Origin of the sequence: Sphingobium vermicomposti (genome assembly GCF_011762025.1) — a bacterium.
Classification (GTDB): domain Bacteria; phylum Pseudomonadota; class Alphaproteobacteria; order Sphingomonadales; family Sphingomonadaceae; genus Sphingobium; species Sphingobium vermicomposti.
This window is the reverse complement of the sequence record NZ_JAASQR010000004.1, coordinates 413,113-438,067: the sequence shown is the minus strand read 5'-3', so window position 1 is coordinate 438,067 and position 24,955 is coordinate 413,113. Positions and strand designations below refer to the sequence as shown.

General features: G+C 63.5%; 25 protein-coding genes. 16 read left to right on the top strand and 9 right to left on the bottom strand.

Translation table 11 applies throughout. From position 1 onward, the window contains the following. The first annotated feature begins 35 nt into the window (after nt 1–35). Nucleotides 36–2,135 carry a malate synthase G gene (locus tag FHS54_RS15390; RefSeq protein WP_167305018.1) on the top strand — a complete coding sequence of 700 codons (2,100 nt, stop codon included), beginning with the start codon at nt 36–38 and terminating at the stop codon, nt 2,133–2,135. A 99-nt stretch (nt 2,136–2,234) separates the two neighbouring features. Here FHS54_RS15390 and FHS54_RS15385 read toward each other — a convergent pair whose 3' ends face one another. Together FHS54_RS15385 and FHS54_RS15380 are read right to left on the bottom strand one after the other, a co-directional pair. Then, nucleotides 2,235–2,696 carry a low molecular weight protein-tyrosine-phosphatase gene (locus FHS54_RS15385; RefSeq protein WP_167305017.1) on the bottom strand — a complete coding sequence of 154 codons (462 nt, stop codon included), beginning with the start codon at nt 2,694–2,696 and terminating at the stop codon, nt 2,235–2,237. After that, entirely contained in the window at nt 2,693–4,147 is a 1,455-nt protein-coding gene (locus tag FHS54_RS15380; RefSeq protein ID WP_167305016.1) for a helicase HerA domain-containing protein, read from the bottom strand. Before FHS54_RS15380 ends, FHS54_RS15385 begins: the two co-directional genes overlap by 4 nt. 111 nt (nt 4,148–4,258) lie before the next feature. On the opposite strand from FHS54_RS15380, the gene ppc reads away from it, so the two are divergent. The 3 genes from ppc (at nt 4,259) to FHS54_RS15365 (ending at nt 8,260) form a co-directional block, all read left to right on the top strand. After that, nucleotides 4,259–6,958, top strand: a complete 2,700-nt coding sequence (gene ppc / locus FHS54_RS15375; protein ID WP_167305015.1) for a phosphoenolpyruvate carboxylase — start codon at nt 4,259–4,261, stop codon at nt 6,956–6,958. A 94-nt stretch (nt 6,959–7,052) separates the two neighbouring features. Continuing rightward, nucleotides 7,053–7,604, top strand: coding sequence for a hypothetical protein (locus FHS54_RS15370; protein ID WP_167305014.1), 552 nt, complete (start codon nt 7,053–7,055; stop codon nt 7,602–7,604). Next, a complete protein-coding gene (locus tag FHS54_RS15365; protein ID WP_167305013.1) occupies nt 7,604–8,260 on the top strand; it encodes a hypothetical protein in 657 nt (218 codons plus the stop codon). The genes FHS54_RS15370 and FHS54_RS15365 overlap by 1 nt, the downstream gene beginning before the upstream one ends. A 252-nt stretch (nt 8,261–8,512) precedes the next feature. Here the strand turns inward: FHS54_RS15365 and FHS54_RS15360 are convergent, their stop codons facing one another. Then, nucleotides 8,513–8,965 (bottom strand): peptidylprolyl isomerase, encoded by a 453-nt coding sequence (locus FHS54_RS15360; protein ID WP_167305012.1) that lies wholly within the window; start codon nt 8,963–8,965, stop codon nt 8,513–8,515. Between the two features lie 157 nt (nt 8,966–9,122). On the opposite strand from FHS54_RS15360, the gene mgtE reads away from it, so the two are divergent. From mgtE to FHS54_RS15345, 3 genes are all read left to right on the top strand, one after another. Next, entirely contained in the window at nt 9,123–10,556 is a 1,434-nt protein-coding gene (gene mgtE / locus FHS54_RS15355) for a magnesium transporter (protein WP_167305011.1), read from the top strand. A 66-nt stretch (nt 10,557–10,622) separates the two neighbouring features. Further along, the gene (locus tag FHS54_RS15350) at nt 10,623–11,021 is read left to right on the top strand and encodes a DUF1489 family protein (RefSeq protein ID WP_167305010.1); all 399 of its coding nucleotides are present in this window, start codon (nt 10,623–10,625) and stop codon (nt 11,019–11,021) included. 42 nt (nt 11,022–11,063) lie between these two features. Then, nucleotides 11,064–11,570 (top strand): GNAT family N-acetyltransferase, encoded by a 507-nt coding sequence (locus tag FHS54_RS15345; protein WP_341785986.1) that lies wholly within the window; start codon nt 11,064–11,066, stop codon nt 11,568–11,570. Nucleotides 11,571–11,625: 55 nt separating this feature from the next. Here the strand turns inward: FHS54_RS15345 and rpoN are convergent, their stop codons facing one another. From rpoN to FHS54_RS15330, 3 genes are all read right to left on the bottom strand, one after another. Beyond that, complete coding sequence (gene rpoN, locus FHS54_RS15340) at nt 11,626–13,137, bottom strand: RNA polymerase factor sigma-54 (RefSeq protein WP_167305009.1); 1,512 nt, start codon at nt 13,135–13,137, stop codon at nt 11,626–11,628. A 48-nt stretch (nt 13,138–13,185) separates the two neighbouring features. Beyond that, nucleotides 13,186–13,971, bottom strand: coding sequence for an LPS export ABC transporter ATP-binding protein (lptB, locus tag FHS54_RS15335; protein ID WP_167305008.1), 786 nt, complete (start codon nt 13,969–13,971; stop codon nt 13,186–13,188). 222 nt (nt 13,972–14,193) lie between these two features. Next, nucleotides 14,194–14,484, bottom strand: coding sequence for a hypothetical protein (locus FHS54_RS15330; RefSeq protein ID WP_167305007.1), 291 nt, complete (start codon nt 14,482–14,484; stop codon nt 14,194–14,196). A 157-nt stretch (nt 14,485–14,641) separates the two neighbouring features. Between FHS54_RS15330 and FHS54_RS15325 the strand changes: the two genes are divergently transcribed. Then, nucleotides 14,642–15,052, top strand: coding sequence for a low affinity iron permease family protein (locus tag FHS54_RS15325; RefSeq protein ID WP_167305196.1), 411 nt, complete (start codon nt 14,642–14,644; stop codon nt 15,050–15,052). A 15-nt stretch (nt 15,053–15,067) separates the two neighbouring features. On the opposite strand, the gene FHS54_RS15320 is transcribed toward FHS54_RS15325, so the two are convergent. Beyond that, entirely contained in the window at nt 15,068–15,622 is a 555-nt protein-coding gene (locus FHS54_RS15320; RefSeq protein WP_167305195.1) for a PRC-barrel domain-containing protein, read from the bottom strand. Between the two features lie 256 nt (nt 15,623–15,878). On the opposite strand from FHS54_RS15320, the gene FHS54_RS15315 reads away from it, so the two are divergent. From FHS54_RS15315 to FHS54_RS15305, 3 genes are read left to right on the top strand one after another with little or no spacing between them, the layout of a single operon-like run. Next, nucleotides 15,879–16,361 carry a hypothetical protein gene (locus FHS54_RS15315; protein ID WP_208405059.1) on the top strand — a complete coding sequence of 161 codons (483 nt, stop codon included), beginning with the start codon at nt 15,879–15,881 and terminating at the stop codon, nt 16,359–16,361. A 26-nt stretch (nt 16,362–16,387) separates the two neighbouring features. Beyond that, entirely contained in the window at nt 16,388–16,639 is a 252-nt protein-coding gene (locus FHS54_RS15310) for a hypothetical protein (protein WP_167305006.1), read from the top strand. Nucleotides 16,640–16,692: 53 nt separating this feature from the next. Beyond that, the gene (locus FHS54_RS15305; protein ID WP_243855796.1) at nt 16,693–17,355 is read left to right on the top strand and encodes a protein-L-isoaspartate(D-aspartate) O-methyltransferase; all 663 of its coding nucleotides are present in this window, start codon (nt 16,693–16,695) and stop codon (nt 17,353–17,355) included. Nucleotides 17,356–17,377: 22 nt separating this feature from the next. Here the strand turns inward: FHS54_RS15305 and FHS54_RS15300 are convergent, their stop codons facing one another. Next, nucleotides 17,378–17,581 (bottom strand): DUF3606 domain-containing protein, encoded by a 204-nt coding sequence (locus FHS54_RS15300; RefSeq protein ID WP_167305005.1) that lies wholly within the window; start codon nt 17,579–17,581, stop codon nt 17,378–17,380. Nucleotides 17,582–17,897: 316 nt separating this feature from the next. On the opposite strand from FHS54_RS15300, the gene FHS54_RS15295 reads away from it, so the two are divergent. Then, nucleotides 17,898–18,536 (top strand): Crp/Fnr family transcriptional regulator, encoded by a 639-nt coding sequence (locus tag FHS54_RS15295; protein ID WP_167305004.1) that lies wholly within the window; start codon nt 17,898–17,900, stop codon nt 18,534–18,536. Nucleotides 18,537–18,560: 24 nt separating this feature from the next. On the opposite strand, the gene FHS54_RS15290 is transcribed toward FHS54_RS15295, so the two are convergent. Continuing rightward, nucleotides 18,561–19,136, bottom strand: coding sequence for a hemerythrin domain-containing protein (locus FHS54_RS15290; RefSeq protein ID WP_167305003.1), 576 nt, complete (start codon nt 19,134–19,136; stop codon nt 18,561–18,563). Between the two features lie 282 nt (nt 19,137–19,418). On the opposite strand from FHS54_RS15290, the gene FHS54_RS15285 reads away from it, so the two are divergent. From FHS54_RS15285 to FHS54_RS15265, 4 genes are all read left to right on the top strand, one after another. Then, a complete protein-coding gene (locus tag FHS54_RS15285) occupies nt 19,419–21,098 on the top strand; it encodes a ShlB/FhaC/HecB family hemolysin secretion/activation protein (RefSeq protein WP_167305193.1) in 1,680 nt (559 codons plus the stop codon). A 64-nt stretch (nt 21,099–21,162) separates the two neighbouring features. Further along, the gene (locus FHS54_RS15280; protein WP_167305002.1) at nt 21,163–21,723 is read left to right on the top strand and encodes a 2OG-Fe(II) oxygenase; all 561 of its coding nucleotides are present in this window, start codon (nt 21,163–21,165) and stop codon (nt 21,721–21,723) included. A 671-nt stretch (nt 21,724–22,394) separates the two neighbouring features. Then, complete coding sequence (locus FHS54_RS15270; RefSeq protein WP_341785985.1) at nt 22,395–23,495, top strand: hypothetical protein; 1,101 nt, start codon at nt 22,395–22,397, stop codon at nt 23,493–23,495. 166 nt (nt 23,496–23,661) lie between these two features. Continuing rightward, nucleotides 23,662–24,936 (top strand): EAL domain-containing protein, encoded by a 1,275-nt coding sequence (locus FHS54_RS15265; RefSeq protein ID WP_243855833.1) that lies wholly within the window; start codon nt 23,662–23,664, stop codon nt 24,934–24,936. Nucleotides 24,937–24,955: the final 19 nt, after the last annotated feature.

The following is a 24,955-nucleotide window of genomic DNA, read 5'->3' as shown; positions in this document are numbered from 1 at the left end:
CAGGTCTATAGCATGGGTGACAGATGGAGGGATTGATGCACGACCGGATCGACAAGGCTGGCCTTCAGGTCGCGCCGGAACTGGCGCGGTTCATTGATGAGCGGGCGTTGCCGGGCACTGGCATCGAAGATGATCGATTCTGGACCGGGGTCGCCGAAATCTTCGCCCGCTTCAGCCCTCGCAATGCGGCATTGCTGGACAAGCGGGATCAGTTGCAGGCGCAGATCGACGCCTGGCACAAGGACCGCGCCGGGCAGGCGCTGAACGGAGCGGAGTACCAGGCGTTTCTGAGCGACATCGGCTATCTCGTGCCGGAGCCGCAGCCCTTCACCATCGGTTCGACGCGGGTCGACGATGAGTTGGCTCGGTTGGCCGGGCCGCAGCTGGTCGTCCCAATCCTCAACGCCCGCTTCCTGCTCAACGCCGCCAACGCACGGTGGGGCAGCCTTTATGACGCGCTCTACGGCACCGACGCCATCCCCGGCGCACCATCCGCCAAGGGCTATGATGCTGCGCGCGGCGCTCAGGTCATCGCCTGGGCAAAGGCGTTTCTGGACGGCGCGGCGCCGCTTGCGAAGGGTAGCTGGGCTGATTGGACGGGGGGCGTCCCAGAGCTTCGCGATCCGGCGCAGTTTGCCGGTCGGTCGGGCGACAATATCCTGCTGCGCAACCATGGACTCCATATCGAACTGGTGATCGACGCCGCCCATCCGGTGGGGCGCGACGACCCCGCGCATCTGGCCGACATCATGCTGGAATCGGCGCTATCGACCATCTGCGACCTCGAAGATTCGGTCGCGGCGGTCGATGCCGCTGACAAGGTTGCGGCCTATGCCAACTGGCTGGGCCTGATGAAGGGCGACCTGGAGGATAGTTTCGAAAAAAATGGCGCGATGATGACGCGCCGCCTGCATGGCGACCGCAGCTATGTCGCGCCCGACGGCAGCAGCTTCACCCTGCCGGGCCGGTCGCTGCTGTTCGTGCGCAATGTCGGCCACCTGATGACGACGCCCGCCATCCTGCTCGCCGATGGCAGGGAAGCACCCGAAGGCATATTGGACGGCATCGTCACCAGCCTGATCGCGTTGCACGACATCCGGCGCACTGGAACATTCGTCAACAGCCGGGCGGGCAGCATCTATATCGTCAAGCCCAAGATGCACGGACCCGAAGAGGCCGCCTTCACCAACGACCTGTTCGACGCGATCGAGGATGTGCTGGGGCTGGATCGCCATCAACTCAAGGTCGGCGTGATGGATGAGGAACGGCGCACCTCCGCAAATCTCGCCGCCTGCATCCATGCCGTGCGCGACCGTATCGTCTTCATCAACACTGGCTTCCTCGACCGCACCGGGGACGAAATCCACACGTCGATGCAGGCGGGACCAATGATCCGCAAGGGCGACATGAAGACCACGCCCTGGATCAAGGCTTATGAAGACCGCAATGTCCAGATCGGCCTTGCCTGTGGCCTGTCAGGCCGGGCGCAGATCGGCAAGGGCATGTGGGCCGCGCCAGACCGCCTGGCCGACATGATGGAACAGAAAATCAGTCATCCCATGACCGGAGCGAACACCGCCTGGGTGCCTTCACCCACCGCAGCGACCTTGCACGCGACCCATTATCATACGGTCGATGTTTTTGCCCGGCAGGCGGAACGCCGGGCCGAGGCCGTTGCCAGCCTTGACGCGCTGCTGACGATTCCGGTCGCGGAGGGCAGGAATTGGTCCGATCAGGACATTCGGGACGAGCTGGACAATAATGCCCAGGGCATATTGGGCTATGTTGTCCGCTGGATCGACCAGGGCGTGGGCTGTTCGAAAGTGCCCGATATTCACGACATCGGGCTGATGGAGGATCGCGCTACGCTGCGTATTTCATCCCAGCATATGGCCAACTGGCTGCTGCATGGCGTCTGTTCCCCAGAGGAAGTGGACGCGGCGCTGCGGCGGATGGCGGCAAAGGTCGATGCGCAAAATGCGGGCGATCCGCTCTACCGTCCCATGAGCGGAAATGAGGATAGCAGCCTTGCCTTCCAGGCCGCGCGCGCGCTGGTGTTCGAAGGGGTCACCCAACCGAACGGCTATACCGAACCGCTGTTGCACAGCTTCCGCGCGCGGGCGAAGGGTGTTTAAGGGCGCGAACGAATAGCTGTCGTGCTCCTGCGAAGGCAGGAGCCCAGTTGAAACGGCGGAACTAGGCTCCTGCCTCCGCAGGAGCACTGGTCGCGTCAGTCAATCAGTCAACCGCTCAACAATCGCCCTGGCCGCACGCGTCACGTCGTCCCAAGTCTCGTCAAACCCCGCTTCATCGCCAAAATAGGGGTCCATGACATCAGTCCCCTCGCGACCCAGGACAATGTCCATCAACAACCGCAGCTCAGCCGTTCCATTCGACGGTCTGATCTGCCGCAAATTGCGAAGATTCTCCCGATCCAGCGCGAAAATATGGTCGAAGCGGTGAAAATCCTGCGCCATGACCTGTCGACCGCGATAGCGGGAAATATCAGCGCCATTGCGCAGCGCCACGGCCTGCACACGCGGGTCGGGCGGACAGTCGACATGCCAGTCCCCGGTGCCCGCCGAGTCCACCGTGATCGGCAACCCAACCCGTTCCGCTTCGGCGCGCAATGCCGCCTCCGCCAGCGGAGACCGGCAGATATTGCCCAGGCAGACGAACAGGACCGACGCCGTCATCCCTCTGCCGCCGCCGTGCTCAGGCCCAGTTGGGGGACGCCGATGGATCGCCGCCCGCCAAAGTCGGTTCGCGCGACGATGACGCCCAGCTTTTCCATATAATCGATCAGCCGCCGCACACGGCCCGGCGAACTGGTGCCATAGGCGCGCGCCAACGCCGCGTCGCCGGGGCAGGGCATGCCCTCCATCGCGGCACGGGCGACCAGCAGGAACGGGGCCAGCATGTCTTCGGGCAGCGGTTCGGCGGCGCGCATCGCGTCGCCCCATCGGGGATCGGCGGCATCGAACATCCCCGCCTGCGCCATGGCAAAGCGTTTGCGGAATGCGGGTAGATCCAGCGGAGGCAGGCGCAGCCCCTTCATCCGGCACCGCACCCCGAAATCCTGATAGAGGGTCGACACGCTCGGCTGCGATTCCCCCAGGTCAGCGACGATTTCCTCCAGCACCGCAATCACGACCGGCTCATTCTGGCCAAAATCGAGTTCCGGCGCGGCGGGCTTGGCGGAAGGCGTCGCGGCCAGCGCACGCATCAATTCCTCGGCGGGCAGCGGCGGCGGATCGGCGCGCGGGGGGGAAGGGGGAAGCGCATCCTCCTCTCCGGGTCCGGCGAACAGCAACTCCTGCAGGTCGCCAGTCGCGGCCACCGGCGGGGGCATCAGCTTGTGCGTCCCGCCCCGCGTGCTGGTCTTCACCGCGCCGATCTTCACCGCGACCGGACGGCGACAGATGGCGGGGCCAAGCGCCAGGAACCGCCCGCGCTCAAGGTCGCGTATCTGTTCCGCCTGACGCCGCTCCATGCCCAGCAAGTCAGCCGCGCGCGCCATGTCGATGTCCAGAAATGTCCGCCCCATCAGGAAATTCGACGCCTCCGCCGCGACATTCTTGGCCAGCTTCGCCAGCCGCTGCGTCGCAATAACCCCGGCCAGCCCGCGCTTGCGTCCCCGGCACATCAAATTGGTCATCGCCGCCAGGCTCAGGCGTCGGGCTTCGTCCGAAACGTCGCCCGCGGCCACGGGCGCAAACATCTGCGCTTCGTCCACCACGACCAGAGCGGGATACCAATGATCGCGCGGCGCGTCGAACAGGGCGGACAGGAATGTCGCGGCGCATTTCATCTGCGCCTCCAGTTCCAGCGAGTCCAGACTCAGCACGACAGAGGCGCGGTGTTCGCGGATCCGCATCGCCATCTTGGCGATCTCGCGCTCATTATAGTCGCCTGCGTCGATCACCACATGGCCATATTCGTCCGCCAGCGTAACGAAGTCGCCTTCCGGGTCGATCACGACCTGCTGGACCAGCGCGGCGCTTTCTTCCAGCAGACGGCGCAGAAGGTGGGACTTGCCCGACCCGGAATTGCCCTGGACGAGCAGACGGGTGGCGAGCAATTCCTCGACATCGACCAGAACGGCGTTGCCGTTTCCGTCGGTCCCTATGCTGATGCTGGCGGTCACATCTGTCCTTTGGCCCAGGCAGTGGGATTCGCGCAAGGGCGCTGACTGAACAGCAGGCAGTTGGCGCAACGAAAGGTTGACCCTGCGGTTGTTGCAGAGCAGCATTGCGCCATGGCTACAACCGCTTCCCCCACCGCCCCTGCGATCGCACAAAATCCCGACATCCGCTATCTCGCCCGACTGCTGGGCGATGTCATCCGCGCCTATGGCGGGGAAAGCCTGTATCGCCAGACGGAATATATCCGATCGGCATCGGTGGACCGCGCGCGCGGCCTTCATGGTGCCGATGTCGTCGACACCGGGCTGGATGCGCTCAGCCTGGACGATACCCTGTCCTTCGTGCGCGGATTCATGCTCTTTTCAATGCTCGCCAACCTGGCCGAGGACCGGCAGGGCGTAGCTGCCGAGCCGGGCGCGGATGTCGCGTCGGCTCTTCAACAGCTAAAATCGCATGGCATCGGCCCTGACGCGGTGATCGACCTGCTGTCCAACGCGCTGATCGTTCCGGTGCTGACGGCTCATCCGACCGAAGTGCGGCGCAAGAGCATGATCGACCATCGCAACCGCATAGCCGAACTGATGCTGTCGCGGGACGCGGGCCGGACGGAAACGCCCGACGGGGAAAATCTGGACGAAGCGATTTTCCGCCAGATTGCGCTATTGTGGCAAACCCGGCCGCTGCGCCGTGAAAAGCTGTTCGTGCAGGATGAGATCGACAATGTCCTGACCTATTTCCGCGACGTTTTCCTGCCCGTCCTGCCCGCGCTCTATGCCCGCTGGGAACGGGTGCTGGGCGCGCGCCCGCCCAGCTTTCTGCGGGTCGGCAACTGGATCGGCGGCGACCGGGACGGCAATCCGTTCGTGCAGGCGCCGCAATTGCGGTCGGCCCTGGCGCGGGGCTGCGAAGTCGCGCTGCGCCACTATATGGACGACCTCCATGCGCTGGGGGCGGAGCTGTCGCTGTCGACCGAACTGGCTCATGTGCCGCAGCCGGTGATCGACCTGGCCGACCGGAGCGGCGACGCTTCGGCCAGCCGTCGGGATGAGCCCTATCGCCGCGCCATTTCGGGCATCTACGCCCGGCTCGCCGCCACCTACCGCGCCCTGACGGGTAAGGAGCCGCCGCGCGCCTCCACGCTCAAGGGTGAAGCCTATGCCGGGCCTGCCGATCTGCGGCGCGACCTTGTCACAGTGGCGCAGGGGCTGGCGAGCGAAGGCAATGGCGCGCTGGCCAGCGGCGGCGCACTGGGACGGCTGATCCGCGCGGTTGAAACCTTCGGCTTCCACCTGGCGACGCTGGACATGCGGCAAAATAGCGACGTGCATGAGCGCGTCGTTGCCGAATTGCTGAAGGTCGGCGGCGTCGAGCCCGACTATGCCGCCCTTGATGAGCCTGCGCGCGTGGCCTTGTTACGCCGGGAACTGGCCAGCACCCGCCCGCTCGGTTCCCGGTTCGAAGATTATTCGGAAGAAACCGCGTCCGAACTCGCCATCGTGCAGGCAGCGGCGGATGCGCACCGCATCTACGGCCCGCAATGCATCACCCACTATATCATCTCCAAGGCGGAAAGCGTTTCCGACCTGTTGGAAGTGAATATCCTGCTCAAGGAAGCGGGGCTGTGGCGCGCGGGCAGCGATGGCGCGACCCCGCAGGCCGCGATCATGGCGGTGCCCCTGTTCGAAACCATCGCCGACCTTGAAGCAGCGCCCGCGATCATGTCCGCTTATTTCGACCTGCCCGAAATCGCGTCCATCGTGAAACATCGCGGCCATCAGGAAGTCATGATCGGCTATTCGGACAGCAACAAGGACGGCGGCTACATCACATCGACCTGGGGATTATATCAGGCCAGCAAAGCGCTTGCGCCCGTCTTCGCGAAGGCGGGAACGGCGATGCAGCTATTCCATGGCCGGGGCGGGGCAGTGGGACGCGGCGGCGGATCATCCTTCGCCGCGATCCAGGCGCAGCCCAAGGGTACGGTGCAGGGCCGCATCCGCATCACCGAACAGGGGGAGGTGATCGCCGCCAAATTCGGCACGCGCGATGTCGCCATGACCAATCTGGAAGCGATGACCAGCGCGACCCTGCTCGCCACGCTGGAGCCGGAGGGCATTTCGGACGGGGACGCCCGGCGCTTTGCCGATGGCATGGATAAATTGTCGCAAACCGCCTTCGCCGCCTATCGCGACCTTGTCTATGGCACGGAAGGCTTTTGCGACTTCTTTCGCGAATTGACGCCCATTCAGGAAATATCGGGCCTGAAAATCGGGTCGCGCCCCGCCAGCCGGACCAAAAGCACGCGGATAGAGGATCTGCGCGCCATCCCCTGGGTGTTCAGCTGGTCGCAGGCGCGCGTGATGCTGCCGGGCTGGTATGGCGTGGGCCATGCGCTGGCGGCGTTTGAGGACAAGGCGCTGCTGGCCGACATGGCGCAAAGCTGGTCGTTCCTGCGATCAGCCCTCGCCAATCTGGAAATGGTGCTGGCAAAGTCCGACCTGGGCATCGCCGCCCATTATCTGCCGCTGGTGGAGGATCAGGATCAGGGACGCGCGATCTTCGACCGCATCCGGGAAGGGTGGAACCTGACGCATGACGGCCTGCTGGCCGCCACTGGCCAGTCGCGCCTTCTGGAAAAAAGCCCGAAGCTGGACGCGTCCATCCGCCTGAGGCTGCCCTATATCGAACCGTTGAACCTGCTGCAGATCGAATTGCTGAAACGCCATCGGAGCGGAGAGCAGGATGCGCGCGTCAAGGAAGGGATTGAACTATCGATCAACGCCATCGCCACCGCGCTGCGCAATAGCGGATAGTGGGCGGCTCAATCGCCTTCGTGATTATTCATTCACAACCAATTCAACCGGCCCGCGTTATCGTCAGCAGCAGATGGATATGAGGAGAGAGGCAATGACGTGGACCGGAAAGAGGTTTCTGGCTGCAATAAGTCTTGCCGGCGCAGTCACCTTGGGCGGCTGCGCCTATGACGACGGCTATTATGGTGGCGTGAGTGTAGGCACCGGCTATTATGGCGGCGGCTATTATGACGATTATTGGGGTCCGGGCGGTTACGCGCCGGGCTATTATAGCGGCTGGTATAATAATTATTATTATCCGGGTTCAGGCTATTATGTCTATGATCGGCGCGGCCATCGTCACCGCTGGAATGACGGCCAGCGCCGCTATTGGGAAAGCCGTCGTGAAGCGCGGCGCGGCGAGGATGGTCGCCGTTGGCGCCAGGGATCGCAGCAGCGGCCAGACGGCAACCGCCAGGGCTGGCGCGGACGGCAGCAGCGTGAAGGCAATGCGACCGCCACGCCCAACCGACCCCCCGTCGTTCGGGAAGAATCCCGCTCCAACCGCGGCAATACCCGCGAATGGTGGCCGGGCGCTCAGCGCGGCGGTAATCAGCGCGACGGGGACAAGTCCAACCGCGATGGCCGCCGGGGCTGGCGCAACTGATGCGGGCATGGACAGGCGCGGCCGCGCTACTGGCTAGCCTCTCACTCACCGCTTGTGATGGGCGGGAGGAAAGCGCGATCGACAATCTGGCGAACGGCGCGAACGCGGCGCAGGTGGAAAATGCCTTCCGGGCGGAAGCGCAAGCGGTGATGGAGCCGCTATCGCCCCCTGAACCCGGCACGCCCGGCGGCCTTCCCGCCGCCAGCCAGCCGGTCGAGGAAGAAGAAACGATCGATCCCAAGGGGCCACAGGGCGCGGCGCAGGTCGTGCAGGGCTATTATGGCCTGCTGGAAGAACGCCGCTTCGACGACGCGCAGGACTTGTGGAACGAAGAAAGCGCCATCGGCGCGCAGGACGACGAACTCTTTGCCCGCCGGTTCCGGGGTTTCAGTGAAATCCACGCGAATGTCGGTGCCCCCGGCCAGGTCGAAGGCGCAGCAGGATCGCTCTATGTCGTCGTGCCGGTCCAGGTCTATGGCCGCATCGCCGCCAGCGGAAAGCCCTGGTACACCCTGCGACAGGTCACGCTGCGCCGAGTCAATGACGTGCCGGGATCGACCAAGGCCGACCGCCGCTGGCACATCGAATCGATAGGGCCTTATGTGCCGCCAGCCGAGGGCGATGCGGACGCGATCAACGCGACCTCACCAGAATAGGGCAGGGGCACAGGTGGCTCCGGCTGACTGGAGTAACAAGCCTCACTCTCCCCCGTTCGCCCTGAGCCTGTCGAAGGGTCTACTTCTTCGGACTCCACGCGTCAGACGAAATGAAAAGACCCCTTAGCCAGTTTGCAGCAAGCGCTCAGGACGCGCTTCGACATTTGAACGAGACAAACGGCTCATTCAAACAGCCCGAACGCGGTGGTTCCGATTAACTACAGTCCGCTCTAACCGGAACCACCGTGATCATCAGGAAATCGTGGCGCTCACGATCTTGCCGGGGGTGCGCGGCGGCTCACCCTTGGGCAGGGCGTCCACATGCTCCATGCCGGACGTGACTTCGCCCCAAACGGTATATTGGCCGTCAAGGAAGGTCGCATCGTCGAAGCAGATGAAGAACTGGCTGTTCGCGCTGTTCGGGTTGGACGACCGCGCCATGGAACAGATGCCACGGACATGCGGTTCGCGGCTGAATTCCGCCTTCAGGTCGGGCAATTGCGATCCACCCATGCCGGTGCCGGTCGGGTCGCCACCCTGCGCCATGAATCCGGGGATGACGCGGTGGAAAACCACGCCGTCATAGAATCCATCCTTGGCAAGCTGGGTGATCCGTTCGACATGGCCGGGTGCCAGGTCGGATCGCAGCTTGATCACGACGTCGCCGCCGCTGTCGAGGGTGAGTGTGAGCGTTTCGTCGGCCATGAAAATCTCCTCTTTCGGGGGAGTGGGGAAATGTTGGTCCATATAGAGTGTTAAGCCGGGGATGGAAGCGCCTCAATCAACCTTTGAGGCATTGCATTTATCCCGATCATGAGCAAAAGCAGCGACATGTTACAGGAACCGGACAGTAGGGGACGCGATGAGCGAGCGAGCCGATATGGCCGAGCCCCGGCCGGACGAACTGCCTGCTGACGGCAAGCAGGAAGATCAGACGGAATCCCGCCATGACGAGGATGACCGGCTAAAGCGTGACTTCGTGTCCGCCGTGCTCGACGCGGTGGAGGAAGGCGACCGGGAAACCGCGCGCGACCTGGTCTCGCCGCTGCACCCCGCCGACATTGCCGACCTTCTTGAACTGACCCCGTCCGACCGGCGCGGCGATGTCGCGGCGGCGCTGGGCGATCTGGTCGGTGCAGAGGTTCTGTCCGAACTTAACGACTATGTCCGCGACGACCTGCTCGATGCGCTCGCGCCCGAACAGGTCGCGGAATTTGCCGCCGAACTCGATACCGACGACGCCGTCGCCATCATCGAGGATATGGAGGAGGCCGATCAGCAGGCCGTCCTCGACGCGATGGAGCCGGAAGATCGCGCCGCTATCGAAAGCGCGCTCGCTTACCCGGAGGAGTCCGCCGGCCGCCTGATGCAGCGCGACCTGGTCGCGGTGCCCGAACATATGACCGTGGGTCAGGTCATCGACTATCTGCGCGACAATGGCGACCTGACGCGGGATTTCTGGGAAATCTTCGTTGTTGATGAAGCGCATAAGCCGATTGGGACGTGCCAGCTCAGCTGGCTGCTGACCTGCCCGCGCCCCATCGCCATGGCCGACCTGATGAAGCGCGAACAGACGCTGATCCCGGTCGACATGGATCAGGAGGAAGTCGCGCTGCGCTTCCAGAAATATGCGCTCATTTCCGCAGCTGTCGTGGACAAAAGCGGTCGGTTGGTCGGCATGATCACGGTCGATGACATCGTCCACATCATTTCTGAAGAAGCGGGCGAGGATATTTTGCGCCTGTCGGGCGCGGGCGAAGGGGACATCAACCAGCCCATTTTGGAAACGGTGCGCACGCGCCTGTCCTGGTTGGTGGTCAATCTGGGGACGGCGATCCTCGCCGCGTCGGTGGTCGGACTGTTTCAGGAAACCATTTCCAAATATGTCGTGCTGGCGGTGCTGATGCCGATTGTGTCGGGCATGGGCGGCAATGCGGGGACGCAGACCATGGCGGTCGCGGTTCGGGCGCTCGCCACCAATCAGCTCACCAGTTCCAACACAATTCGGCAGATTGCGCGCGAATTCCGCATCGCCTGCGCCAATGGCACGACGCTGGGGATATTGATCGGCATTGCGGTCGGGTTGATCTACGGCAATCCCGACCTTGGGCTGGTGATCGCGATGGCCATGCTGATCAACAATCTGGTGGCGGGGCTGGCGGGGATATTGGTGCCGGTGACGCTGGACCGCTTCAATATCGATCCCGCTGTATCTTCGGCGGTGTTCGTTACGACAATGACCGATGTGATGGGGTTTTTCTCCTTCCTGGGGCTGGCGACGATCTGGGGCCTATGACGGTCTGGGGCGTGACGATCTGGGCCGTGGGCTTGACCGCTCGCGCCCAGCGCCCATCTTCACCCCATGCCGCTCCACATCACTAAAATCGCCTTTGGCAGCGAAAGTCCCGCGACGCTGCGCGCATGGCTGGAAAGCCATGAAGGCGAAGCGCGCCTCACGACCCGCTACCTGCCCAAGCGCGCGGCGGAGATGGAGGGCGGATCACTATACTGGATTCACGGCCACAGGCTGGTGGGCCGCAGTCCGCTGATCGGATTTCAGGAAACCGGGCAGGGCCGTTTCTGGATCAGGCTCCAGCCCCGCTTGATCGCCGTGCAGGCCAAGCCGAAACGGGCGCATCAGGGCTGGCGCTATCTTGAGGGAGAGGACGCGCCGTCCGACCTGGGCGAGGGCGAGGCGGATGACCTCGACGCGATGCCCCGCGCCATGCTGGGGGAATTGACGCGATTGGGGCTGGTTTGAGGGGGTAGAAATATCGTTGAAGCCGTGCGACGCGGCGGCTATGTGAAGTATGTGCTTATAAGAGTTGAAAAATCCGCGGACCAAGAGGCCATCGGGGCCGTCATCACTTCAGCATTTCTGGAAGCTGAGTATAGCAGCGGCAAAGAAGCTGCGATTGTCGAGATATTACGGAAAGCTGATGTTCTGACGGTCTCACTGGTCGCGACCGATGAGGCGAAGATCATAGGCTATGTGGCATTTTCGCCAGTGAACATCGATGGTCTGAATGATGGCTGGTTTGGCTTGGGTCCGGTCGCAGTGGACCCGGATTGCCAGCGAGAAGGCATCGGCAGCGCGCTAATCGAGGCTGGGCTAGCCAGCTTGAAAGAGCAAGGCGCAAGAGGCTGTGTGGTTCTGGGCGAGCCGGGTTATTATGGTCGCTTTGGCTTTGCCGCCGACGCAAATCTGATTCTTGAAGGCGTTCCTCCAGAATATTTCCAGCGCCTCTCCTTTGATGGGTCGTCGCCTGGCGGGCGCGTCGATTATCATCCGGCATTTGGGGTGAGTTGACGTCCGTTCCTTTCGCTTGCGACAGGCTTTCGGAAAGATGGCGGCAATAGGAAGATTACGCGGCTTTCCCCCTCAGCGCCTTTTGCCGCCGCCTCTGCACCGAAGATCCAATACCCAGCGATTCCCGGTATTTCGCCACCGTCCGCCGCGCAATGTCCATGCCCTTGCCGCGCAGCATGTCGACCAGCGTATCGTCCGACAGGATCGCTTCGGGCGCTTCGGCGGCGATCAGTGCCTTGATGTGGCTCTTCACCGCTTCGGCTGAAACCGCGCCTTCTCCGCCCGCCGCAGCAACGCCGCTGGTGAAGAAATATTTCAGCTCATGGACGCCGCGCGGACAGGACAGATATTTGTTCGATGTCACCCGGCTGACGGTGGATTCATGCATGCCGATGGCATCCGCCACGGTCCTGAGCGTCAATGGCTTCAGGTGAGCGACCCCCTTGTTGAAGAAATCCTCCTGGCACCGCACGATTTCGCTGGCGACCTTGATGATCGTCTTCTGCCGCTGGTCCAGCGCCTTCACGAGCCAGTTGGCGCTCGCCAGGCATTCGGCGAGCCACGCCTTTGACGCCCGGTCCTGCGGGCCGGACGCCAGCTCCACATAATAGCTCCGGTTGATCAGCAAGCGGGGGAGGGTGGCGCTGTTGATTTCGATCGACCATCCGTCGGGCGTCGGATTGACGAACAGGTCCGGGGTGATCGGTGCGGTGCGATCGGTCGAATAGCGTAGGCCGGGCTTGGGATCATAGCCGCGCAATTCGCGGATCATGTCGCCCAGATCCTCCTCATCCACGCCGCAGATCCGGCGCAACTGCGGCAGCGCGCCCCTGGCCAGCAAATCCAGATTGTCGATCAGCTTCGCCATGCAGGGGTCGTAGCGGTCGGCGTCCTTCGCCTGGATCGCCAGGCATTCGGCCAGCGACCGCGCGCCCACGCCCGCCGGGTCAAAGCCATGAATGACGGCCAGCACGCTCTCCACCTGCGCCAGCGGCACACCCACCCCATGGGCGGTTTCCAGCAGATTGGCCTCCAGATAGCCCGTTTCGCCAATCTGGCCGATCAACTGGGTAGCGATCAGCAGGTCCATGCCCGACAGCGCGGCGCGCGCCTGATCCATCAGATGTTCCTGCAACCCCTGGTCGGGATTGGCGAAGCTGTCGAAATCGATCGCTTCCCCATTGCCCCCCGGCAGCATGTCCATGCCGCCCGATCCGACGGCGCTCGCCGTCCTGTCCGCAGGCCCATCATCGATGAAGATGTCCGCGCCATAATCGACATCCAGCGGCGCGTCAGCTTCACCACGCCCCTGACCGATCAGATCGTCCACCCCGCCGGTTTCCGCCGCCAAAATGGGCTTTTCGACCAGCGCGTCGATCCCGTCGGCATCGGGCGCGCTATCGACCGACGCACCTGTTTCCAGCAGCGGGTTCTTCTCCAGCTCCCCCGCGACGAACGCATCGATCTCCAGGTTGCTCAGCGCCAGCAGCTTGATCGCCTGCTGTAGCTGCGGCGTCATCACCAGCGACTGGCTTTGCCGTATGTCGAGCCGCGGCCCAAGCGCCATCAGCCGCGTCCTTCACCGTCAGCAGGAAGGAAGCATCGGCCCGCCATGTCAGAGCGAGAAATTCTCGCCCAGATAGAGCCTGCGCACTTCGGCATTGGCGACCAGTTCGGTCGGGCTGCCCGTGAACAGCACCTGTCCCCCATAGATGATGCAGGCGCGGTCCACGATTTCCAGCGTTTCCCGCACATTATGGTCGGTGATCAGCACACCGATGCCGCGCGTCTTGAGCTGCTTCACCAGGTCGCGAATGTCGGCGATGGACAGCGGGTCGATGCCCGCAAATGGTTCGTCCAGCAGCACGATCGACGGGTCCGCCGCCAGCGCGCGCGCAATCTCGCACCGCCGCCGCTCGCCACCCGACAGCGCCATGGCCGACGAATCGCGCAGCCGCGTCAGCCCAAACTCGTCGAGCAACTGCGCCAGCCGCGCATCGCGCGCCGCCTTGTCCGGTTCCGCCAATTCCAGCACGGCGCTGATATTCTGCGCGACCGTCAGGCCCCGAAAGATCGACGTTTCCTGCGGCAGATAGCCCAGCCCCAATATCGCCCGGCGATACATGGGCAGGCCGGTCACATCCTGCCCGTCCAGAATGATGCGACCATGGTCGGGACGCACCAGCCCCATCACCGAATAAAAGCAGGTCGTCTTGCCCGCGCCGTTTGGGCCTAACAGGCCCACCACTTCGCCCTTGCCCACGGTCAGCGACACGTCGGCCAGCACCACCCGCTTGTCATAGCTTTTGGCGATGGAAATAACGGACAGGCCTTCCCCCACTTCCTGGGGTGAAAGGCGCGATGCCGGGGCTGTTCTGTCCTGGATCGTCACGTCGTCCATCACTCATCCTTGCGACCGCATGGGGAAGCGCAATAAAATAGGAACGCCCCCGTGGCAATTGGCAAGCTTTGTGCATGGGACAGCCGCAGGGGCAAGGGGAAAATGCACCATGCGCTCATTGGGGTACGCCGATCTGGCCCCCCGCCAAAAAAAGTGGGCCCCCAAATCACCGGGGACCCACTTTCAATTCAATTTCAAATCATAAGATCAGCTGGGCCGACCTTATTCCTCGCCATTATCCTTGACCCCAACGGTCGGGACATCGACGGTTTCCTCCTTGGTGCCGACCACGACTTCCTTGGAATCGACATCGACATTGGGCAGGGCGCCGCCCTCGACGCTGACTTCTGGCACATCGCCGCCGCTGACGTCGGCTTTCCAGAAGCCGGTTGCGAACAAGATGCCCACGATCGCCAAAATCACGATCAACGCGATCGCAAGGGTGCGGCCCGTCCGGCTCTTGTGAACGACCACGCGGTCGCCATCATAAGGGTCTCGATGCACTTCAGCCATCACAATCCTCCTCTTGAGATGGTGCAAACGGCTGTTATCGGGCTGTGGTTCCCAATTGGGCGATTTCGTGACCATGCGCTCACTGGCGCTTCCTCAAAAAATGTTTCCAACCATTGCCGGTTTGCATATGCACGACCGATTGAAGGATGACGCCATGATGGATCGCATTTTTACGCTTATCGCCACACGCATCGCGTCAGCAGCGGGTCAGCCCATGACCTTCATACTGGCGCTTGGCACGATTATCATGTGGGGCGTTACCGGGCCGGTCTTCGGCTATTCGGACACCTGGCAACTGATCATCAACACCGGCACGACCATCGTCACTTTCCTGATGGTGTTCCTGATCCAGAACAGCCAGAATCGCGACGCAGCGGCGATGCAGGCCAAGCTGGATGAAGTGATCCGCGCCATCGGCCCAGCGTGGGAGCAGTTCATCGGGATTGAGCATCGCTCCGCCAACGAAGTGGAAGCGATCCGCGCCGCCCTGGAAAAGGAAGTGGCAGACGCCGACGGTAAGGCGGCCACTGCCCACAAGAGTGTCGAACATGTCCTGAGGCGTTTTTAGAACGCCGTCACCCTATCAGACGCTTTCCGTCGCCATCGACGGGGCCTTGGCCGGCCAGGCATCATCGTCCAGCGCGGGCAGCCGTTCGAACGCATCATTTCCCAGCGTGAGCGTCAGCATGTCGCACCCGAACCGGATGTCGTCGCGGGCAACCGCCCGCAGCTTTTCCTGCAGCCCGCCAATGCCGCCCGAAGAGACCACCACATAGCTGACCCGGCCCGTTTCGCATTCGACCAGCGCTTCCACCGCATGTCCAACCGGATCGCCCGACCGGCTGTGGATCGGCATGCCCGCCACCCCCGTGGCGGTGAAGAGCGTGGACGCGGCAGAACGGCGGCTCGCTTCCTGCGCCGCCTTGCCGCCATCCTCATAGGCCCGCTGCCGCCCCAGCCAGCGCCAGATCCCCACGGCGTTCACCAGCATGAGGAAGAGGTTGGTCGCCAGCAAATTGGTCTGGCCGGTCGCAAATCCGACCGCCGACCAGGCGATCGAACCGACGGTAAAGACTACAAAGCCCCATCCGGTGATCCGCGCGCCCAGATTGGCGGCGGTCATCATCGCGGCGATCATTGTCGCTATCGGCGCGACCCACCCTGCAACATCTTCCAGCATCCTGCGCACAACTCGCGGGTCGGGCGAAAGCTGCATGACGGTCGGCACGTCGAGTGATCCCACCGGCGCAGGAAGCTGGCCGGGTTGAATGCTTCACCTTCCCGACGCGCTTTTCCTTCAATCTGCCTTGCGCGGCATAATAGCAGAAAGCCAGTGGGAACGTGCAGCCGTCGCGACCGTTGGCTCAGGGCAGAAGCAGCATAAGGAGGCTTTCATGGACCCCCGGCGCATCAGCCTTGGCCTTGGCATTTTCTCGCTGGCGCTGGGTGTTGCGGAAATCGCAGCAACTCGCCGTATCGCCCGCACATTGGGAAACGACCATCGAACGGGCCGGGCCACCCTCCGCGCGTTCGGCGCGCGTGAGATGATCACCGGCGCGGGCCTCATGGCCGCGCCCGCTCATTCGACGCTGATGTGGGGCCGCGTGGCGGGCGACGCGCTGGACCTTGCCGCTCTGGGACTGGCCGCAGGCCGCGCGCCTCGTCGCGGGGCGATATGGGGTGCCATCGCCTTGGCTGCCGGGGTCGCGGTGATCGACGCGCTGGTCGCCCGTTCGCTCGATCGGCAAACCGGTCGTGCCTATCCGTGGCGCGATGATGCCATGGCGGATCAGCACTTCTTTTCCACGGGAAATGCCACGACGATCGAGCCGGACGACATGCCTTTCATTCACGCGCCCGAAGTGACCCGCCATTAACCAGTAGCGCCAGAAGGAAGACCATCATGATACGTAAACTCGCCCTGCTCGCCGGAGCCGGATTCCTGGTCAAAAAGCTGCTGAACAAAGGGCAGGCAAATGCGCCATCGTCGCCGGGTCACAGGCCCACCGACCTGATGGGCAATCGTCATCCCGACGGCTCACGCCGGGCCGATGAACATTATCGCCCTGACCCAACCGGGCCGGTCGCGGCGGAGGATCGCGAGGGACTAAGGCCGGTCACCATGCCAGCGCCGCACGACCCGCCGGGCCGGTAGCGTCGGCGGCCTCCCCGTGATCCGGGCACCGGGCTGCGCGCAACAGGATGAGGATGATGAGCGATTATGAAAATTGCCGCATGCATATGGTCGATGTCCAGATCGCGGGACGCGGCATTCTCGACGCACGGGTGCTGAAGGCGATGCGCATCGTCCCTCGCGAATATTTCGTGCGCGAAGGAATGGAAGAACTCGCCTATGAGGACGCCGCGCTGCCCATAGAAGAGCAGCAAACAATTTCTCAGCCCTATATCGTCGCCGCCATGATCGAAGCGGCTGAAGTCGCGCCGGGCGACCGGGTGCTGGAGGTCGGTGCAGGGTCGGGTTATGCCGCCGCCGTGATCGGGCAGATTGCCGATCGGATATTCGCGATCGAGCGACACGAGCTTCTGGCAGAGCTTGCCCAAAAACGCATGGCCGCGCTGCACTATGACAATGTCGTCATCACAGTGGGCGACGGCACGCTGGGCCTGCCCGATGAAGCGCCATTTGACGCGATATTGGTGGCTGCTGCTGGACCTGATGTTCCTCCAGCACTCAAGGAACAGCTGGCCATCGGCGGACATCTGGTCATGCCGGTCGGCGATCCGGGCCATCAACGACTGCACAAGATCAGCCGGTTGAGCGAATACCGTTATGATGTGCAGCCGCTAGGCCCGGTCATGTTCGTTCCGCTGATAGGCGAACAGGGCTGGCACGAAGATGGTCTGGGGTGACGAGCGGTAACTTTGCTCCGCCTCAGCTATTGCGGTCCAGATAGTCGGTGACGGCATTCAAGCTGTGACCGACATGTTCCACCGCTTCTTCCAACCTGCGACGTGAAACCTGCAGGCGCTGCGACCAATATTGGACCTCAAGGTCCGTCTGCACCCCGACATGTTTCAGGTCGCGGGGAACGGGCGGCCCCCTGGTGTCTAGGGTAGGTTGGGCTATACTCGCCATGGCGTGGATTCCTCATGCATGATAGGGTGCGTTTATATCCACCATCATGTGGCCACGGCCCGCGACGGGACATGCTGCACCGATTTGCTACTCTCTCAGCGCACATCGCGGCGCTGGGTTCCACGCCCGGCGGCCCGAAGCGCTAACATGCATCAGCGCAGATGCCGCGTCGGATAGACGGGTGCTGAACGGTCGGAATTTTTGTCGCTTATATGTGGCATTTTATCGCACTGGCCTTCGCTCACCAACATAGGTGAAGGATAGCACACACAGATTGGTCCAGAAGCGAAGCGGGGGCTTGAACAGGGAATTGTCCATGTTGAGCCAAGTTGAATCCAGCGAACCGCATGTTCATTTCCGACCGCACCAATTTCTGATGCGTGAAGATGAAGAGCCTGCTGTTATTTTTCAGATCGATGAAGGCTGGGCTTGCCGTTATCGGCAATTATCCGACGGACGGCGACAGATTACTGCGCTTTATTTGCCGGGGGATTATTGCGATCCCCAATGGGCGCTGGGCAGAAAGCCGTCCCAACCCATCGTTGCGCTGACAAATGTGCGCGCAAGCTGCTTGCCGTGCAGGCCGCCCACGACATCGGCTGGTGGCACGCAGTCGGCTTTCTGGCTCAGCCTGAACGACATGATAGAGCGCCAGACCAACTGGCTGGTCACGCTGGGTCGCAAGACGGCGTTGGAACGGGTCGCGCATCTTTTGCTGGAATTGTTCGAACGGCTGCGCCGGTCGGGCCTCACCTATGGTCAGCAATGCGCGATGCCGCTGACACAGATGGAGATTGCCGACATGACCGGTCTGACCCCCGTCCACGTCAATCGCACGCTTCAACTGATGCGGACACGCGGCCTGGTGGAGCTGCAGGCGAAATGGCTGCGGATTCCCGATCTGGGGGCTTTGCGTCAGGCGGCGGCCATGCGGGCGCAAGGCGTGGCCGCCTGAAACAATCTGAAACCAGCGGGTAAATCAGGCCAGTTTCAGCCCCTCCTTGTTCATGCGGCGCGTCAGGCCACTATTCTCCGCCTGGTCGAGCGCATGTTTCAGGCGCGGGAACAGCTCATCCTCCTCACGCCTGATGTGCGCTTCTATGTCGGACCTGAAATTGGCGAGTTTCGCCTGAAAACCGGCATGGTCCTTGGTCAGGTCGCTCAATTCGTACAGATATTGCTTCACATAGCCATGCTCGCCCGTCAGGTCGTCGGCCTCTTCCTGCATGCCCGCCAGCCGCATCGCCGCGTAAACGGCATTTTCTTCCTCCATCGCGTGCTTGCCGAGCGCATGTTTTAGCTGGGTCAACAGCATGGCGCGGCGACCATTGGCTTCCGGGCCGGTTTCCTGCAGCTTGTCGAACAGGGCGAGCGCCATCCGATGCTCCATCGCGAGCGCCTTGTCCCAGTCGCCCGCCAGGGCGGTGGGTGCCTGCACCGCGAATTTCCGCCCTGCCGCGCCCAGCAGGGCCAGCCCCGCGCCGATGCCCGCGCCGATCAGCGCGTCGCGGCTGCCGCCATGTGTGATCCGATGAAAACTGGTCTGTGCGCCCATGATGTCCTCCAATGCAGATGATCGCTCCAGAAACGAGCGCTGGGGACCCGCGTTCCCCTTAGCCATCGTCAGACGGAGGCCAGAGTCACCCATGTTAACGAGCAAGGCGGGACCCACGTGACCATCGGCGCATCAATCGCACCATTTTGGCGAAGATTTCGCGAAATGCCGCTCGTTACGGCCCCAACCCCACCGTTGCGGTTGTAGTTTGAGATGAATTGAAGGGGAATTGCTCTACCCCTGCCGCTTCTAGAGACGGGTTTCCAGGGGTGGCGCTTGTATATGCGATTGGGACGGCTGTGGGACGGGTTGGCGGTGGTCGCCGCCGCTTGCCTGCTGTCCAGCGCGCCTGCGGTCCGCGCGCAACTCGCCAATCCCGGTGCAGGCGCGGCCAACGCCCCGGCCATCGACCGCGACCGCGCCGACCGCGTTGAACCAGGCATTCAACCCTCGCCCGCCGCACCCCGGCAACCGGCCCCCGCCGTCAATCTTTCCCCCGCCGCAGAACCCGCCGCCAGCATCCGCCTGACCAAAGTCCTATATATGGGCGCGTCGCTGCCCGTGGCCAATCTGGACGCGGCGGTCGCGCCACTGGTCGGACGCCCGCTGACAAGGGACACGCTTCAGGCTGTGGCGACGGCGGTGGGCGCGGCCTATGCGCGCAGCGACATCGCTTATTATTCAGTGTCCATCCCGGCCCAGATCCCCGCCGCTGGCCAGTTGATCGTCCAGGTCGTCGAAGGGCGCGTGACCGACTATCGCTTGGCGGGCCTGTCCCCCAGCACCCCGACCCGCCTGATCGACGCCCATATGCAACGGATGATGCGGGACGCCCCGCTCAGGAAATCGATGCTACAGCGGACCCTGGCGCTGCTGCGCGATATTCCGGGCCAGACAGTCGACGCGGCGGTCCGGCAGGGCGCGAAATCGGGCGACCTGATCATCGACCTGATCGTCAAGCGCAAGCAGCTTCAGGTCGGGCTGCTCATCGACAATAGCGGCGTCAGCAACGTGGTAAATGGCGTGCAGGCGCAACTGTCGATCACCGCCAATGGCCTGCTGCGCGAAGGCGACAGCACGCGCGTCGCGGGCTATCTGCCTTTCTATCCCGAACGCTACCAGCTCTATTCGCTCAGCCACAGCAGCCCGATCGGCAGCAACGGCACCACCCTGTCCGGCAATGTCGCGCATGTCGAAACACGGCAACGCGACGGCCTGATCAAGGGCGACGCGACGCTTGCGGGCATTGCGCTCAGCCACCCCCTCATTCGATCGAACAAGACCAACCTGTCCGTCACCGCGTCATTCGACGGCGTGAACAGCAGCAACTATTATCTCGACGTGCGCTTCGGCGATTACAAAGCGCGCGCCATCAGGCTGGGCGCGTCCTGGTCGCACGCCAGCGACACTGATGGAGAGGCGGCATCGCTGGTCATCAGCCGGGGCGTGAACATATTGGGCGCAAAGCCCTTCACCGGATTTTCCGAAACCGGCTTCACCAAAGCGAATATGCAAGCGGTGGCGGTGCGCGGCCTGTCCAAGCGCCTGTCCGTCAAACTTTCGCTCAAGGGTCAATATAGCCGCGACAAACTGCCCGTGACGGAGCGTTTCTCCTTGGGTGGCAGGGGCGCGGGAATGGCTTTCCGCCTGGGCACCCGCACCGCAGAGCAGGCCGCCGCCGCCGCCGCCGAAATCAGCTGGACCCTGCCGCCCAAACTCACCCCGCTCAAAAACGCCGCGCTGTTCGCTTACGCAGACGGCGCAGTCGCACATTCCGTCGCGCGCCCATTTTACGCGCTGCCAGCAGAAAATGCGTCGCTCGCCTCCGCGGGTGGCGGCATCCGCGTCGGGCTGGGCGGCAAATGGCGGGCGAGCGCGGAGGTCGCGGTCCCGGTCAAGCGTCCCGACAGCGCCCACAGCCGCAAGGCGCGCTTCTTCTTCGGACTAGGGCGCGCTTTCTGACGCCCGCAACATTGCGTGCACGCAAAACGGGCGCGCGCCAGCGTCTGACCGTGGGAGGAGCCACATGAACAATATCTGGGAGGTCTGGCCGTCAGCCCTGACGCCAGCCGAATGCGATGCGATCATCGACCGCGCCGCCACTTATGGCGATCAGTCGGCGACCGTCGGCTTCAACGAAAGCAGCCGCAGCGACGCGACCTATCGGTCATCCACCGTCCGCTGGTTCGACCCTCATCGTGAAAAGGACATCGTGGCGCGGCTGATGCAATTTGTCGAAGCGTCCAACCGCACCAACTTTGGCGTGGACATCGTTGCGCCCTATGAATTGCAGTTCACGCAATATCATGGCGACCAGCATGGCAAATATGACTGGCACCATGACGTCTGGCTGGAATCCGGGCGTCCATTCGACCGGAAACTGTCCGTCGTCGTCCAGCTTTCGTCGCCAGAGGATTATGAAGGCGGCGCGTTCGAATTTTATCAGGTGCAACAGCCCGGCGTGACCTTCGCGCCGCGCGGCAGCCTCCTGATATTCCCGTCCTTCCTCCAGCATCGGGTGCTGCCCGTCACGAAAGGCTTGCGGCAGAGCCTGGTGACCTGGGTCGAGGGACCGCGCTGGCGGTAGAGATGGTCAGAAATATAACCGTTATGGATAGGCTGGCGGATAGAGTCGTTCGGGCCTGATTGCGTATGATTGGCCATGAAGCCGCCCATCATTTGACTAAAAACACACCATTCCCGTAAATTATGGCCCAAACGTCGGGCTTTGCGTATCCTGCGCAACGGCTTTCATATGACCCCGCTATCCTTCGCCCCCTCTCCAATCCACTATAACCATATTGGCCGTTTTACAACGCGCCGTCAGGGATTTCCGTGCTTAGCCTGTGGGCATTGCGAACCGTTCGCGATGTAACAGGGAGATTTTCCATGTCCTTTGTGGGGCCGATACAATCCGGCAGGCGCTACCTTCTGTGCGCCACAGCAATTCCTCTTTTCCTTCTGGCCGCATGCGCTGACGGCGTGGGCTTCGACATTGGAGCCGGCGGCGGCCAGAACCCCTCCGGCCCATCTGGTCCCTCCGGTCCCAGCGGTCCGTCTGGCCCCGGAGGTCCCACCGGTCCCGGAGGTCCCACCGGCCCCGGCGGCCCAACCGACCCTGGAGGTCCGACCGGCCCCGGTGGCCCGACTGGTCCTGGCGGTCCCACCGGCCCCGGAGGCCCAACCGGCCCTGGTGGTCCAACCGGCCCCGGCGGTCCCACCGGCCCCACGCTTGGCAGCCCCCTGATCGGGGCAGCCGTGGGCGATCAGGTCATTACCGGGCCAAGCGGGCCGGGTACGGTTGTCGGCGTCAACATCCTGCCTGGCCAGACGCCGACGACAGGCACGCTCGCGACCGTTGGCCTGTTGACCGGCGACGGCACCGTGGTGGACGTCGCCCTGCCCACGACGCCGCAGGCGGTTCAGCAGGGATTGGCCCCTGTCGGCACGCTCACCGGCGCTTTGCTGGGGGATCAGCTGGGCGGCGCCGTCACGCAGGTGACGACCGGCCTGTCGCCTGTCGTCGCAACCGTGACTTCGGTGGTGGATCAGGCTGCCACTCCGCTGCTGGGTACGGTGAACGGCGTGCTGGCTCCGGTTCTGTCTCCGCTGGTCGGTGGCGATGGGGCGCTGGCCCCGGTGACCAATCTGCTCGAAGGAACCGTCGGCACGCTCACCGGGCCGTTAGGTGGTGGCGCTACGCCGGGCTCGCCCGTCACAGGGTCGCTGGTCGGCACCAATATCGGCGGCAATGTGCTGGGCGGTGGATCGACCACGGACAGCGTGATCGGCGTCAACCTGCTGCCCTCCACAGCCCCGTCCGTGCAAGGGCAGTTGCTGACCGCAGATGTGCTGACATCCGGCTCCATCGTCAACGTCGCCGTGCCAACGACGGCGGCTGGAGTGGAGGCGGGCCTGCAACCGGTCGGCAATCTGGTCGGGGCGTTGCTGGGTCCGCAGGCAGGCGGTGCCGTGGAACAACTATCCACCACCGTCGCCCCGGTCGCGGCAGTGGCGACGACCGCCGTGGATAGCGTGCTGTCGCCAGTGCTGGACACGGTCAACGGACTCGCGCCCGCACTGCCCGGCGGATCGGGGGGAGGGGGCGGCTCGCCGCTGGCACCCGTGACCGGCGTGGTCGGCGGCCTTCTGGGGTCAGCGACGGGGGGCAGCGGAAGCCCCACGGCACCGCTGACGGGCGTGATCGGCTCGGTGCTCAGCCCGCAAGGATCAACCGGCGGCGTGCTTGCGCCGGTCACGGGGGTGATCGGCGGTGTCCTGGCTCCGACCACCGGAACCGGCGGCAGCAGCCCGGCTGCACCTGTGACCGGTTTGCTCGGCGGCTTGCTGGGTCGGTGATGAGGGCGCGCGCGGCCTTGCCCCACAGAGCCGCGCGCACTTTCCCAGCCCCTGTCCCCTCACAGGCCGGGGACCGGGGGCGGGGCGAGGAGGCGGCCGGGCGCGCCGCCTCCTCAAACCCTTCGGAAAACGCATCATCATCAGGAAAGGGATCGCCTTGAACAATATGGCGACACGCACGGTCGGCCAGCTGGTCGTCATCCGGCTGAACAACCATCTGCCGATTGAGATCATATTCGGGCAGGATGCGGCGACGCGGGCGATGGAACATCTGCGCCGACTGGCCGAACGGCATTTCGGACGCGCGACCCTGTGCCGCATCCATCGCAATGAGGTTGAACTGGTGGTGCAGCAGGTGCCGATGCGGTGCCTGCCCGCCGGGCTGCTGACCGAAAATCTGTGCTACGCCTTGGCGGACGAACCCTTCCGCTGGGATGATGAAGACATGCTCCTGTCCGTGTCGGCAGGATGGGCTTCCATCGACACCGCCGACGCCCCATTGGAAGGTCCGCATGTCGATCAGGCCCGCGCCCGGTTGGCGCTGTCCTGCCTGTCCGGTGCACAGCCTGTCCTTTCGTCGGACGAAGCGACGACCCATTATCGCAAGGACATGGTTGCCGCCGCGAAACTGATGCGGCTGGCCCGGCGGGGAGCCGCCTTCTTCACCTGGCGGCCCGTGGCGCGGCCGGACGATCCGGGCGTCATACTCTATTATGAGGCGCTGCTGCGCCGCGTCGGTCATATGGGTGAACAGACCGATTGCGCGGACAGCTATGCCGCGCTGGAACGGTTGGGCATGGCGCATCTGCTGGACCGGCGGTTGCTGGCCGATGTGCTGGAAGAGCTGGAAAATGACCCCGCCGCCTGCCTCAGCGTCGCCATGTCCAGCCAAAGCCTGTCGCTGAACCTTCAGGGGGAAGGGGCCGGGTGGAATGACGCGATTGAACGGCTGAAGCGCGACCCCGAACTGGCCGGCAGGCTGGTGATAGAGATTGCCGACAATAGCGGCATTCCTCATCTGCGCGACGCCGTGAACTTTGTCCGCGCCCTGCGCGACCTTGGCGTGCGCATCGCCGTCGGTCATTTCGGATCTGGTCAGGCATCGATGGCCCAGTTGATGGCGCTGTCACCCGACGCGGTAAAGCTGGACAGCGCGTTCATGCGCACCGCCTATAAATCGGAACGCAACCGCCTTCGCATTGGCCACCTGATCGGGCTGGCCCGCACCATGTCTCCCATCGTCATATTGGATGGGGTCGATTCACCCTGGCACATGCATCTGGCCAGGGAAGAGGGCGCGGAATGGGTCGCCGGGTCTCATCTGGGCAGGCCCAGCCTGCGGCGGGGCTGGCTGAACGCGGACTATGGCGACAGCGTCGCGGGCCTTGCGGCCTTCAATGCCGCATTCCGACCGATGGGCGAATTGCGGCTGACCAACTGATCGTTGGCATCCCGCCGCG